Raw genomic sequence first — 13,211 nt, forward strand, 5'->3', positions numbered from 1 at the left:
AATTTTTTCCAAAACAAAATAAAGAAACACTCTAACTGTTCTACCGTGTAGGCCCAAGCGGCTCATCGAACGCCTCAGAAAAGCGCCCAGTCGGAACTGAAATCAACCACATGTTATTGTGATAAGCCTTATTTTTCTTAGAAAGTAAAAATCACATCTTGTATATTATGGTAAAATGCGATAGAATTCATTAACTGTATTTGGTGTTGAACAAAACGGTTCTAATTGTACTGGCTTTTTCTTGTATGGAAGTGAAGTAAAGTAAATATATATCCTAATATCGAATGTTGAACTGGGGCGCTTGTTCAATAAAATACAAATTTTTCATTGTAGTAAACAAATTCAGAATAGTACAAAAAAGCGGAGCACCTTCTAACTTTGGCTCATCTATCCAGGTTCTAATTAATTCCATGACATTTAACTTCTATCAGCAAGTATTTTTTGTACTTAAAGCGAAGCGTCAGCGGGTGTTCAAACATCTGCTTAAATTTAAATGAAGGGTGGGAGGGTCTAAATTGGGAATTGGATTAGTTGCTTTGGGATTAGTATTGGTACTAGGAGTAGCTTTTATGATAAGTCTTGGTAAATCGAATAAAAAGAAATATATAATTTGGGGAATAACTATGATGTTAGTAATCGCTCCTTTATTCTCAGGGGTTGTTTCTATTCTGTATGGGAGATATGAAGGTGAGGGGTTTGCGGCGGTCGCACTAATGATGGTCATGTTTCCACTTCTATTTTTAACTGGACTTGTGCTTCTTCTTTTAGGAATTTTAAAAAAAGGGAAAGCTAAATCTATTAAGCCAACGGATGCGTAACAGCTTTTATTGCTTTTCATATGAATTTCATTTGTAAGCGTCAAATAGCGCCCACCTGTTACTCAGGGGGCGCTATACATTTAAACAGTGATTATGTAGAGTTGACCGGAACCTCTATGGTAGCGCCTTTTGTTGCTGGTGCCGCTGCACTTATTATAAAGATGATAGATCGTACTGAGCCACATTTGATTTCTATGTATGTGTATGATTACTTATTGTCGCATGCTCTTCCATTGAAAAACTTCTCAATCAATCAAGTTGGAAATGGTTTTATTCAATTGAAATAAGCAACTACTTAAGGAATGTAATCAAGGCCATGACGTTTAAATTCTTTAGCAGATTTTTATTCCAAGCATACTATACATCAATACAAGGATCGATTGGAGGCAATTATGACTAGCAACAATAAAATTGCATCGACCAATATTGTGCTGTCAATTTTACTTGTTCTAGGTATTACCTATAATTATTTTTACAATCAATCACCCATTCAAATGGAACGCTTAGGTCATTTAGGGTTTTGGTTAGCTTTCCCTTTATCAATAATCAATATAGTCCTGAGTTTGAAGCTACTGAAAAATAAAACGGGCAAGCGCTAGCAGCTATATACGACACAAAACCCCTAGAAAAGATTCTAGGGGTTTACTTGATAATGGTATTTTAAATTGACTTTTTAAAAGCTCCATTAAACGGACACATCAATAGAACCGCTGGATGTACTGATATGACTTTGATTATTTTGACTTGCTGCTTTAAATGAGCGCCAAGCTTCTGTATAAATCGCATTAAATTCACTTTCACGGAGATGTTCTTCTCGTGTACCAATCGCATGCCAACCATTATGGGGCGAATAGGTAGAAGTAATATTCCCCCTCGCATCCTTCACCTCTAAATAGCTCACATTTCCACGCTGCATGAATGGTAATTGCCTTAACATTTGTGCTATCGAGCCTTTACGATCAGGTGATGCTACAGATACAAAACTCTTCTTTAATGTCCTATAAGAAGAATTTTTATGCCCACCAAATTTGTCATTTTCAAAATCTTTTTTAGCTTGTGCAATAATTGCTTCCTTATATTTTTCTTCACTCATCGCTGGAGCTGATTTTGTCGGCATCGCATTTATTCCTGAAAAACTTGGCATTGAAATAGGTGTTAATTTACTTTCAACACCTAACAATTTTAATGCATCACTACTTATAGTTGGAAATCGCATTTGTACCTCCTATATTTGAGAGAACATTATAATTAGTTACATTATTATTTACTCATAGTTATAGTAAACAGTTAATTTTGGAGAGGAATATTTCTTCCATGAACTACCTGCTAAAATACTTACATTTGTCCCATTATAATAAATAGACCATGTACCGGCAGCTGGTTGTCCTATAACTCCAGTAGTTATTTCAGTTTTATTAAGCGAACCCCAAGGGGCAGAAGTATAATTGTCCATAGAATCATTTTTGATATGCACTCTATTAGAAACAATTGCTCCGTTACCTCCATATGTGAGACCACTATTGGCATCAACTACCACTTTAGTAACTACAGCATCCGATGGTAATCCAGAAAAATTAAATGTAGCTACACTAGAATCTCCACTTGTTTGTTGAGCAAGAGTTAGACTCATTGTATCCCTAGAAGTAACCGTTTTTGAAGATGATGCAGCAAGTGTTGTAGATGTTGTGAACGAAAACATCATTACTACTACAAGCAGAAAACTAAAGAATTTCGTAAACTTCATTTCAATGATCCTCCTTCGTAAAGGTAATTGGGTATTATTACCAAAAATAAACCTAACATTGTTATTGTTAGTATTTTTTTACAATAACACCTCTATTATCATATCGGATAGGCAACCAAAATTTTTAGATTAAATTATAGAACGCTCGCTATGCTTATAAAATAGATGTTCTACTAATGTTACAAAAACATGCTACTACCCCCTTGCCCCTATAACTTTTCTTGAAGAAAATCCATAAAACCTTATACACTCACATACAAAACGAGTTTACGCATCATTAGAATTAGGCAGTAACGACAAAGGGCAAACCCTTGTCATTACTGCCTTTTTAGTTGAATCACTAGTTATTATGTATACAATATTTTATACATTGTTGGTTTCATAGTGTTTTTCGGCTCGTAGGAATCTCCGACCAAGTCAGTTTCATGTACTTTCACCACAAAATTCCCTAAACTAAAATGGAAATGACAGCATAAAGGAGATTCTAAATTATGAAATCTAACACTATGGCGCATCATTTTCATATATTACAAGAGCAGCGAGCTCACTACCTACCTTGCATTCATTCACTCTCACAGGAACAACTATGGCACCGGGAGAATGAAGGAAAATGGTCTATCGGTGAACACTTCTATCATCTTTATCTAATCTTAAAAATGCTTAAAACAGCAACAAAGTTTTCCTTACTACTGACACCTTACGCAAAAATCCGAAGAAACAAGCCTTACGCTACTGAAATACATGATATTTATGAGGAATATAAAAACAAAAAAGGACGAGGTATGAGAGCTCCGGGTATATTAGTGCCTCCCTCAAAAATACGTTTTACGCTAAGCAGCGACGAAATCGAAGAATTACTAGTAAACGAAACGAGCGCAATGCAAGAATTAGTAAAAAATATTGAGGAGGATATTGCCGGGCATATTGTCTTTCCAGATCCCATTGCCCACTACCCTAACCTTATTCAATCTATCCAGCTCCTTGCCATTCACGAAAGCATCATTTAAGAATAATGGAGGAGCAATATAATCGATTGATTGCTTCTAGCAAAGTTTTAATTTAAAACGAAAAAATAAGTAGATTTTATTTATGAAAAGAGGTTTGAAATATGAAAATTCTAGGAAATGTTATTGATGATCAAGGAAGATGTAAGCACTATTTTAATAAGGTTGATACTATTTCAATTAAATTTAAATGTTGTGGAGAATATTATCCTTGCTATAAATGTCATGAGGAAAATTCAAATCATAAAATTCAGCCATGGAAGAAAGAGGACTTTGATGAAAAGGCAATATTTTGTGGCGTATGTAAAAGTGAATTAACGATTCGTGAATATATGGATAGCACAAACTGTAAGCATTGTAATACACTTTTTAACCCAAATTGCAGTAAGCATTTTCATATATACTTTGAGACAGATAATAATAATCCTACATGTACTTTCTAAATAGAACAGCCTTTGAAGGGTTAATGCCTTCAAAGGTTTCCTCTTAGGATCTATGCGTAATGATTATTTATCATATTTTTGAAGAAATGCTTTTACTTTCTCCTTGGCAAATTGCGTGCTCAAACTACCTGGATTTGCATCAAAGCCATGATCGACCTTTGGAAGAAGATAAAGTTCATGCGCTACACCGCTCTTAGTCAGTTTCTCATCCAATACGTTCGCCTGCTCTACAGGGACAATACGATCACCCGTCCCTAAAAACATAATAGTTGGTGGCGTATTTTCCTGGGTGTAGCTTATAGGGGAAAGCATCTTATAACGCTCAGGGTAATCGGATGGTGAGCCTCCAATGTACTTATTCATAACATCTTGGACATAATTCTTACTCGGATTATTCTTGTAAAACTCAGTCATATCTGATGGCCCATACATGTTAATCACCGCCTTGATGGGTACATCCGGTACATCCGTTGATGGTGGTAAATGCTTATCTCCCATACTATATGCAGCAAGCATAGCTAGATTTCCCCCTGCAGACTCTCCCATTAAAATGATTCTGTTCGGATCAATCTTATACGTATCTGCATGTTGCACGATCCAACCAATCGCCGATTTAACATCCCCTACTTCATCTTTCCAACCTGCTTCAGGAGGCATACGGTATTGGACATCAAAAACAGTGTACCCTTGATCATTCATCCACTGATTCCAGTCTTGAACTTGGCCTTTATCTCCACTTACCCAACCACCCCCATGCACTTGAACAATGACAGGTGTTAAAACATCCTCTGATTTTTTCTTTGCTGGCCACACATCGAGCTTTAATTCAATGCCGTCCGTAGTTTTCCCATATACCACATCTACACTAGGCTTTGTTGAGATATTTTGTTTATAGAAAAAAAGTGAGCTAAGAGCAACCGATACATTCTCGCTTTTGGCATAGCTTTTCATATTACTAATTGGCTGCACAGTTAAAAAAATTAATAACAACAAAATAGGAATTAGAACAGTAAGAGCAATTAAGGTTTTCTTCCAAAAAGAAAGAGCTAGTAAAACTATTATTATTAATGCTGTAACTACTAGAATAATCGGAAATATAGAAGCTCCCCATGCAAGTAGACTCATTATTTTATCCATATTACTTGGATTTAAAATATAGTATGCCACTATAATGATAATGAAACATACTATCACAGAGAGAATTGTGAGTAGCCACTGAAGAAAACCTCTAGGGCGCCAATTTAAATTTGCTTTTGTCTGATCCATCTTTTAAAAATCCCCCATACTACACCATATTTTTATAATGCCTTAAAACATAAGATTTCTAGTAAATATTTTATAATCCATACTTTAATATAAATGATATGCCACATTGAAAACTTTAGGAATAACAATCTCCATTGTTCAAAGACTCCGTTGTGGTTACCTGGAATCTGCATGTTTAAAGCACCTTATTCTGTATGTAACATGCGCGAATCCCAGAGTTGTAGCTGATTGTCCTCAAATTTCAGAATTTGTAGAAAAATATACAAAAAATGATTTCGAAACTTTATAGCTGATGGTTTTGTAATAACATAAGCAAAAAAGAAAAGCAGGAGTGCCGTGATGAAAACAAAAAGAATCTTAGGAAAACCCTCTGTTTAATTGGAAGTAAAGCATCATTAATCTAGTTTGAACATCACTTTAAAACATTAAGGAATGAGTTAAGTCAAGTTATCTGAATTATCGATTTTTGACAATAAAATAGCAAAAGTTGATTATAAAACTTTATTGCAAATGGTATGGTATTCACATCACAAAAAAGAAAAGAGGAGAATTTATAAAATCAAAAAATTCCGAAAATTATTAATGTTTAAGGTGTTTAAGTTCGTCTAAAAAAATCATTGATTATAAAATAATTCATAAATCTAAAGAGTTAGAAAATGAAGATAATAAAAGTAATACTCTTTTTTATCATAATTGTAATATCTCTTGTGATTACAGAACGTGGAATCATATATTATTTGATGTCAACTCCAGAACCGGGACCGGTAAATCCATATCCGTTATCTGAAGTGACACCATTTGTGCGCCATGGTATCGCAGCGTTTATTGTCCTAGTAGCGCTTTGGATTACAAATAAAATAATGCATGTTTTCTCGCTCATAAAAACTAAATTAGTAAAAAATCCTTCTTAGCCTTGAAGTTTGCCTTCAAGGCTATTTCTCTTATAGTGGCAATTTGTTCGTCTCATACTTACTCGGGATGTGTTTTACACTGCTACGCTACCTCATTTTTCCACATGCATTTAATTTTCAAAATACTTATTGCTTAACTGTCTTCAATTTCGGAAAACTCTTTTAGCCACTCTGTCATTCTACTCATAGCATAATCCTGTTCAAATTGGTACCAATGATTTTCGATGCCTAATTCATTAATTTTTTCTTTAAAAATTCGAAAAGGTTTTCTTCCGTTAAGTACATTGATTAAATGCATCGTAATCGGATCTGATTGCTTTTTAGCAAAACTGACCATGACATCATACATTTCAGATGATGAAACGTTTGGAATCATCACTAAATCCACAGCCACTTCCTCATCATCCCAATCAATCTCAGGCTCACCAGTTATAAATTCTGGCGCATCCAAAAGAACTTCACCCGTTCGACGATTTAACACATACGATATGCCATTATCATTTCCATTTAAAAATATATCCACAAGTTCATCTAGTAGTTTCAATTTCCTCACCTCATATTAGTGCTACACGGACAGGGGTAGAATGCCTAAGCTCAGTCAAAAACTGCATAAAAAAGAGCCGAAAAGATTCAATTCGGCATTTATTCAAACATTCCTATACTGAGCTCCCTACAAAACGATTCTATCGTGTCACGCTCTTCTATTGGCAATGCTTCGTACTCAACCAGATATTGTGCTGAAAAGTCTTCTAGCTCCTTATAACTGACTTCTCTTGTCAGGACGATTCCATTGACCTCATTAGCCAATTCGTTTGCCGCCACAATATCCGTAAACGCAAAGGCCTGTTCTTCGTCATCCGTAAATGTAAGAAGGTCAATTTCCCCCTGGTAATAGCGATTATCTACTTGCACTACATAATATCTAATTGAATCCATTATACACCTCCCCAATTCATGATTTTCATTATTACCTTTTAACTAAAAATCCATCCCTCATCAATTCGTACGGGCTTTACCTTCAATAAACTGATGAATGCCCATGTAACAACGTAGTTATAAAAACCCTGACTTTTCTAAAGTAGCATTCGTAAAAACTTTTCAAAATTCACGCCTGCTTCGCGAGGAATTTGCTCCTTCGACGTAGCTTCAATTGAAGCGGCTAAAAACGTCTCCGCAAGCTTCATCGACTCAACTAAATCCTGCCCGCGCATCATGCCACCCATAATGACGGATGCAAACAAATCACCTGTCCCTGAATAGCTCTCGCCGTTATATTCTCGGATGCTAGAAAATGAACGATGTGCATCGATATACATATTACCTACATAGCGCTTATTCGCATCTGCTGGCGGCGGATTCAAACCGGTAATAATAACGTTCGCTCTAGTTTCCTGCTGCAGCTGATGGCCCGCTTCCTCTAACGCCTGAAGATAATCTGAATCGTCCTGATAGCTTTGTAGCTTTTCGTATGACAAACCCGTAAGCAAGCAGCATTCTGTAATATTTGGCGTAATAATATTTGCACACTTCACCAGCGCCTTCATACGATCAAGCAACTCGCCTGTATACATTTTATAAACCTCGCCCAAATCGCCCATTACCGGATCGACAAGCAGCGTCGTTTCACTCGAGTGGAAGACGTTTAAAAACCGAAAGATGTTATCGATTTGCTCCTTCCCTGTAACAAAACCTGTATGAATGCCATCAAAAGTTGCACCAAGCTTGCTCCACTCATCCACAAAGTAGTCCATCTTTGACGTTAAATCCTCACAATAAAAACTAGAATACCCTGTTTGCGCCGTTAATATTGCAGTTGGTAATGGCACCGCCTGAACACCCATCACTGACAGCACAGGCATCGCAGCCGTTAACGAGCACTTCCCAAAGGATGACATATCCTGAATTACAGCAACTTTTTTCATCATACTCTCCACCTAACTAATCCTGCATGTATTCTCTTCATCGTATCATAATTAGATAGCTGCGAAAATGCACTCCCTTATAGAAAAATAAACTGACCTTTAATATTTTTATCAAATTGGCACTTTTATGATAGTCAGTCCTTTGCTAAAGTAAAAATTATTAAAAAATTCATCCTAGCGAGGACATGCAAATGCAAAATATACAAAGTCAATCCTATACAAAACCACGCACGAAAACATTTGATTTAGTCATTACTTCAATCCTTGCAGCACTTGTTTTCGTCGCGACAATGTTCATTAATATAAAGCTACCATTCGGGCAAGGTGGACTTATTCACTTAGGGACATCCATGCTTTTGATCGCGTCGATTTTATTTGGTCCTAAAAAGGGAGCACTTGCTGGAGCAATCGGAATGGGCTTATTCGATATGGTAGGTGGTTGGTTAATTTGGGCGCCAATCACAATCATCTCCCGCGCATTACAAGGCGCTATCGTTGGGAAAATCGCTTGGTCTAAAGGACATAGAGGCGACAACATTGGGTTAAACATTCTCGCGGCAGTTGTTTCAATGCCCGTGATGATTGCAGTCTACTATATCGGGCAAGCGATTATGCTCAACAACTGGATTTCCCCTATGTTATCCATTCCAGGAGACATAATCCAAAACGTTGTCGGTTTAATTATCGCGATCCCAGTATGTATCGTGATGAAAAAAACACCGTACTTCAAAAAGAATTTCTAATAATAAACACGCCATCTTGTTGTTTTGCTGACAGCATAGATGGCGTGTTTTTTTCGATAATAAAACCATTATATTTACGAGTATCGCTACGTTTAGAATTTCAAATGACAATAATGACGGCTTTTTTTCATACTATATGGTGGAGGTGAAAAAATGCCAAGAGTAAAGTATATAAATTCTGACGTTGACTTAGTGGCAAGGATGATGAGAGCAGAAGCGGAAGGTGAAGGAAACCAAGGAATGCTATATGTTGGCAATGTCATTGTGAATCGTGCTATAGCAGAATGTCCAGACTTTAAAGATTTAAGAACCATTAATGATGTTATTTATCAGGTACAGGGAGGAAATTATTCTTTTGAAGCTGTTCAAAAAGGGAATATGTTTTACCAAAGAGCGCGACCTAATGAAAGAAGATTAGCAAAATTAACTCTGGATTATTGGCGAGATCATCCAGCGAAATACGCACTTTGGTACTTCAATCCATACGCGCCATGTCCTCCAACATGGTACGGCCAACCTTTTACTGGTCAATTTAAAAATCATTGCTTCTATGAACCAGCACCTGATACATGTGAAAGTGTTTATCAAGGATAGGGAATCATTTTACGTTTTGGTCATAACTTTAACAAAAAAATCTCACGGAAAAGTCAACTTTTCCGTGGGATTTTTTTTGGTCTAATTATTCACTATTCTTCAATTAAATCCATTGACATGTTATTCATAAATTCTCTCACTTCTCGAATGTAAGGAAGTTCACTTTCTACAAGTTCCACCCCTATAATTTTTGCTAGTGGTTGAAGCATAGGACTTAATTCTTTAGAGACAAATACTTTACTTGGTCTTACCTCTAAGCCTTGTAAAAATGCCCATAGTACGCCTTGTGCATTTGGTGGCGTTTTCGGCATAGGGAACAATTCATGTTCAATAACCAAATTGCTTCCTCGTTCAACAAGCAGACCAGCAATCGGATAAACAGTGCGGTTCGTTTCTTCCGATTCTACGCCAAAAGGCATGTAAAATACATCATATTCTACTTGTAATGCGCTTTTAGGCTTTTTCTTATATTTTGCTTTTTCAAACATCGAAATTTCCTCGTAGCACTCATACGTTGGCTTTGACATATTTATTTGCAAAATATAGATCTCTTGAAGCTCACCATCCATTTGCACTTTAAACGTTGGATATTGATGTTCTTCTAACTGTGGATATTCCCACCCATCCTTTCGAGCTTCTGTAATATTAATCATCCTACTTACAACATCAATTAATAGCTCTACCTCTAGATAATTTGGTCTTTCAGGATGCGTTCCCTCCAGATAGCTACGGAATTGAATCCAGTTTTTCTTCCCTCTAAACGACAGCCCATAATCTTTAATTAACAGATAATCTGCTTGGTCTAACTCTTCTCTATCAACAAAATTCACAGTTAAAGCATTTAGACCATAGGAGAAATCACTCGATAAATTTTTCTCATAAAGAATCTTCGATAAGCTATTATAGCCAAGTTCCATATCAAAAATCATTAACCCAAACTCTTCGCCACCAGCTCCCATAACAGAAACAAGTACTTTGTAATCTACATCTTCAAAGTGAATGGCAACGACTTCATCATCCCTAAAATATTGCCATGGCTTTAATTTTTTCAGGTCATTAGTAAGCTCCAATAAAATAAGATAATTGGGCTCTAGGTTTTCTAGTAAACTAATTGCCTCTTCATCCTCTATCAGTTCATTAATTTCCTCTAAATTGATCTTGTCCAATTTACCCGTATGAATATTACCTACTCCAGCAATACATAAAGGACTTTCAGAGTTCGTAGATAAATCCTCATTGCTCTCTAATCGAATAGTAAATGAATCACTATAATCAATTACTTGTGCGATGGCTTCATCACCAGGTTTTCGAAGCCATTCATCGACCAACTCTTCATCTGTATCTAAATCCGTATCATTTTTAGGTAAAAAACAAATCTTATCTTTAGATTCTCGTCCATCTTTTTTAACCATTTCAAAATCAAAATAGTCCGCCCCATCCAAATCAAAACTTAGTAATATAATTTCATCTAGCCTGGAAAAACTACTATTCTTCGGTAACAATAACTTTCGATAAATCTCCGGTTTTTTCTTACTTTCAATATGCAACTGTATCATTATTTACCCTCCTTCTTCTATTTGTTAAAGGATGCTGACCTGCTTTCACACAGAAATGTAATAATCACTTGTTCCATCTACTTTGTATCTATTCTCAAAATGAACCACTTTCTATTCACTTTACTAACAACCTGTCCGTTCTGCAATACTTCAAAATTCATTCCCCAATTATCATTCTCTTCTATACTTGCTATGTTAATTGTGCGAAACACTCTAAGTGTTGTCTAGTAACAGCTCCCTATTGGAATCACAAATTCATTTTTTAGAAAGCAAAAGATATTTTTCTGACTTTTATCAATTTTTGTTCAATTTTCAACAAAAGTTGATTTTGGAATTTTTAGAGCTAATGGTATGGTACTACTTAAGAGAGGGATTTTTAAATTTCACTTTAAAATTTAACATTGATTAGTGGAATATTTTAATTATCATAAGACTTCATAGTATTTTCTTGTTTTACTCCTTAAAAGGATTATCAAATAATTTCAAAAAAATTGGGAGGTAGAGATGAAGAAATCACATAAAACTATTGCTGCTATTCTATTTAGTATTATTGCTTTCACTTTAATTACGTTTTTAGGAACTATTGCTATTGTGTTATTTAAAGTAGAATCATTTAATTTTCAACCTACGATTTTTGGTCAAGATATTGTTTATGTTCATGTACAAGATAATGCATTTAAAGTGAACTTACCATGGACAGGTGTAATTATATTTGGTCTTTTAGGTGGTTGTATTCAACTTCTTATTAATAAATTTAGTAAATCAGGTAAACAGGCGTATAGATGAATCTAAATATAGTTTTCATTCATAAAGAATCCGGTTAAAGGTAAGGTAGCATAAAGAAACTAAAAACTCTAGCTGTCCCTTTTGCTTTTAGATTTATTAGTTGTGAAGGAGGTAATAGCGGTGAGTGTGAATTACCTTGATATTTCTTTTACAATAGGTTTTTTCGCTTTTTACACAATTATCATCGTTTTGATTGTGAAATTCTTTAATAATAAGAAGTCTAAGTTTAATAATTAGTTAAGTTGCAGCAAGTTTCGGTAATAGGCAAAGAAAGAACGTGAGAACTCACTCAAATGTTCTTTCTTTTTTCGCTATTGGCCTCGCAAAAGAAAAGTTAGGGGGATTTATATTGTCCTTGACTACAAATAAGAAAAAATTGAGTGAATCCGGAGTTCTAGGTCCATTGAGTAATGGATTTTATGTAGCATTAGTATATGGAATGTTATTTGTTTCTTTAATCCTCGTAACTGGCAAAGAGCTTACAATTAATGTTCTAGCTATACCAGCTTTAGTTTTATTTTTGGTTGTTAGAGTTACTGAATATTTTGTGACGAGAGTCGAAAAAAAAGATATTCCTCAATGGATTATAGTGGGGAGGTTTGTTATCTCTGCTCTTACTGCGATAGTTATGACGTTTATTTTATACTAAACGTAAACAAAAAGTGAGGGAAAACAAGAATAAAGGTGACGCCATAATATTAAGAAACTATGTTTGCAACTTATTTTTCCGAGGTGTGACTATGTATAAGAGAAAATATAATATATGGCTATTAATAGTTTGGTAATTGCACTCATTTTAGGATTTCCATTTAAATGGATTCAGTATAAAGGTTCAGAAGACGTATCAATTCTTCAAATAATAGGACCTAGGGATTAATAATTTTTTTTTGATTTTACACTATTAGGCTTAAGTACTTTAATAATTTATTTAGTGTTAGCTAAACTACTAAAAATTAGAGAATAATTATAAGCCTTACTCTTTCCACAGAGGCACTGTATCTCCCTGATGGATAAAATATTAACTATTGAAATAAGGTGATTCAATATGTCTATTGAATTAGTTTTAACATCATTAAATAAACGATTAGAAAAAGAAAAGAACTTAACCATACAAAGAGAAAATGGGGAAATCCTAAATGTTACATGTAATTGGAACAGTGGCTTGACCGATTCATCGTCGCACAAGGTGCTAGATATTGGTTATGGTGATTAGTTCTATTTATTGTATTAACAGTAAACGCGAAATACGTTGTACCCTTAATTCAAAATAGGTGAAAATCTATTTGCTACTGTTTGCTTAAGTATTGCTGTAGTCGGGTTTGACTTGATTCATTTATAAAAAGAAAATAAACTCTTAGAAAATTAGTAATTGATTACAAAAGCTCAATAGTATATGGTCATACCTATTGAGCTTTTTAATTCGT

Annotated in this window: 17 protein-coding genes and 1 pseudogene; 11 read left to right on the forward strand and 7 right to left on the reverse strand. The window is 35.0% G+C overall.

Annotated features, from left to right (window positions below):
* The first annotated feature begins 515 nt into the window (after window positions 1-515).
* The 3 genes from ACMZ42_RS09080 to ACMZ42_RS09090 all read left to right on the forward strand — a co-directional run bounded on the left by ACMZ42_RS09080 (window position 516) and on the right by ACMZ42_RS09090 (window position 1,417).
* On the forward strand, window positions 516-818 hold the full coding sequence (locus tag ACMZ42_RS09080) for a hypothetical protein (protein ID WP_402869374.1): 303 nt from the start codon (window positions 516-518) through the stop codon (window positions 816-818).
* Window positions 819-838: 20 nt separating this feature from the next.
* Window positions 839-1,105 (forward strand): S8 family serine peptidase, encoded by a 267-nt coding sequence (locus ACMZ42_RS09085; protein WP_415731237.1) that lies wholly within the window; start codon window positions 839-841, stop codon window positions 1,103-1,105.
* 105 nt (window positions 1,106-1,210) lie between these two features.
* Window positions 1,211-1,417: a hypothetical protein gene (locus tag ACMZ42_RS09090; RefSeq protein WP_402869377.1), complete on the forward strand. Its 207-nt coding sequence runs from the start codon at window positions 1,211-1,213 to the stop codon at window positions 1,415-1,417.
* Window positions 1,418-1,503: 86 nt separating this feature from the next.
* Here ACMZ42_RS09090 and ACMZ42_RS09095 read toward each other — a convergent pair whose 3' ends face one another.
* Together ACMZ42_RS09095 and ACMZ42_RS09100 are read right to left on the reverse strand one after the other, a co-directional pair.
* The gene (locus ACMZ42_RS09095) at window positions 1,504-2,034 is read right to left on the reverse strand and encodes a hypothetical protein (protein ID WP_402869379.1); all 531 of its coding nucleotides are present in this window, start codon (window positions 2,032-2,034) and stop codon (window positions 1,504-1,506) included.
* Between the two features lie 48 nt (window positions 2,035-2,082).
* Entirely contained in the window at window positions 2,083-2,562 is a 480-nt protein-coding gene (locus ACMZ42_RS09100; RefSeq protein ID WP_370078216.1) for a hypothetical protein, read from the reverse strand.
* 491 nt (window positions 2,563-3,053) lie between these two features.
* Here ACMZ42_RS09100 and ACMZ42_RS09105 point away from each other — a divergent pair.
* Window positions 3,054-3,625, forward strand: a pseudogene (locus tag ACMZ42_RS09105) (DinB family protein).
* A gap of 45 nt (window positions 3,626-3,670) precedes the next feature.
* Window positions 3,671-4,009 (forward strand): CHY zinc finger protein, encoded by a 339-nt coding sequence (locus tag ACMZ42_RS09110; RefSeq protein WP_415731238.1) that lies wholly within the window; start codon window positions 3,671-3,673, stop codon window positions 4,007-4,009.
* A gap of 63 nt (window positions 4,010-4,072) precedes the next feature.
* Here the strand turns inward: ACMZ42_RS09110 and ACMZ42_RS09115 are convergent, their stop codons facing one another.
* Entirely contained in the window at window positions 4,073-5,275 is a 1,203-nt protein-coding gene (locus tag ACMZ42_RS09115; protein ID WP_415731239.1) for an alpha/beta hydrolase fold domain-containing protein, read from the reverse strand.
* Window positions 5,276-5,931: 656 nt separating this feature from the next.
* Here ACMZ42_RS09115 and ACMZ42_RS09120 point away from each other — a divergent pair.
* A complete protein-coding gene (locus ACMZ42_RS09120; protein WP_415731240.1) occupies window positions 5,932-6,186 on the forward strand; it encodes a hypothetical protein in 255 nt (84 codons plus the stop codon).
* Between the two features lie 133 nt (window positions 6,187-6,319).
* Here the strand turns inward: ACMZ42_RS09120 and ACMZ42_RS09125 are convergent, their stop codons facing one another.
* The 3 genes from ACMZ42_RS09125 to ACMZ42_RS09135 all read right to left on the reverse strand — a co-directional run bounded on the left by ACMZ42_RS09125 (window position 6,320) and on the right by ACMZ42_RS09135 (window position 8,111).
* Entirely contained in the window at window positions 6,320-6,730 is a 411-nt protein-coding gene (locus ACMZ42_RS09125) for a UPF0158 family protein (RefSeq protein WP_402869386.1), read from the reverse strand.
* Window positions 6,731-6,828: 98 nt separating this feature from the next.
* Window positions 6,829-7,122 (reverse strand): hypothetical protein, encoded by a 294-nt coding sequence (locus ACMZ42_RS09130; protein WP_415731241.1) that lies wholly within the window; start codon window positions 7,120-7,122, stop codon window positions 6,829-6,831.
* Window positions 7,123-7,259: 137 nt separating this feature from the next.
* On the reverse strand, window positions 7,260-8,111 hold the full coding sequence (locus tag ACMZ42_RS09135) for a pyridoxamine kinase (protein ID WP_415731363.1): 852 nt from the start codon (window positions 8,109-8,111) through the stop codon (window positions 7,260-7,262).
* Window positions 8,112-8,299: 188 nt separating this feature from the next.
* Between ACMZ42_RS09135 and ACMZ42_RS09140 the strand changes: the two genes are divergently transcribed.
* Together ACMZ42_RS09140 and ACMZ42_RS09145 are read left to right on the forward strand one after the other, a co-directional pair.
* Complete coding sequence (locus ACMZ42_RS09140; protein WP_415731242.1) at window positions 8,300-8,851, forward strand: ECF transporter S component; 552 nt, start codon at window positions 8,300-8,302, stop codon at window positions 8,849-8,851.
* A 153-nt stretch (window positions 8,852-9,004) separates the two neighbouring features.
* A complete protein-coding gene (locus ACMZ42_RS09145; protein WP_415731243.1) occupies window positions 9,005-9,445 on the forward strand; it encodes a cell wall hydrolase in 441 nt (146 codons plus the stop codon).
* Between the two features lie 92 nt (window positions 9,446-9,537).
* Here ACMZ42_RS09145 and ACMZ42_RS09150 read toward each other — a convergent pair whose 3' ends face one another.
* Window positions 9,538-11,001, reverse strand: coding sequence for a DUF6930 domain-containing protein (locus ACMZ42_RS09150; RefSeq protein ID WP_415731244.1), 1,464 nt, complete (start codon window positions 10,999-11,001; stop codon window positions 9,538-9,540).
* A 504-nt stretch (window positions 11,002-11,505) separates the two neighbouring features.
* On the opposite strand from ACMZ42_RS09150, the gene ACMZ42_RS09155 reads away from it, so the two are divergent.
* From ACMZ42_RS09155 to ACMZ42_RS09165, 3 genes are all read left to right on the forward strand, one after another.
* On the forward strand, window positions 11,506-11,787 hold the full coding sequence (locus tag ACMZ42_RS09155) for a hypothetical protein (protein ID WP_415731245.1): 282 nt from the start codon (window positions 11,506-11,508) through the stop codon (window positions 11,785-11,787).
* A 349-nt stretch (window positions 11,788-12,136) separates the two neighbouring features.
* A complete protein-coding gene (locus ACMZ42_RS09160; RefSeq protein WP_415731247.1) occupies window positions 12,137-12,436 on the forward strand; it encodes a hypothetical protein in 300 nt (99 codons plus the stop codon).
* A gap of 396 nt (window positions 12,437-12,832) precedes the next feature.
* Window positions 12,833-13,000, forward strand: coding sequence for a hypothetical protein (locus tag ACMZ42_RS09165; RefSeq protein ID WP_415731248.1), 168 nt, complete (start codon window positions 12,833-12,835; stop codon window positions 12,998-13,000).
* Window positions 13,001-13,211 lie beyond the last annotated feature (211 nt).

It is taken from the genome of Lysinibacillus sp. NPDC056185, assembly GCF_047737915.1.
GTDB lineage: Bacteria > Bacillota > Bacilli > Bacillales_A > Planococcaceae > Lysinibacillus.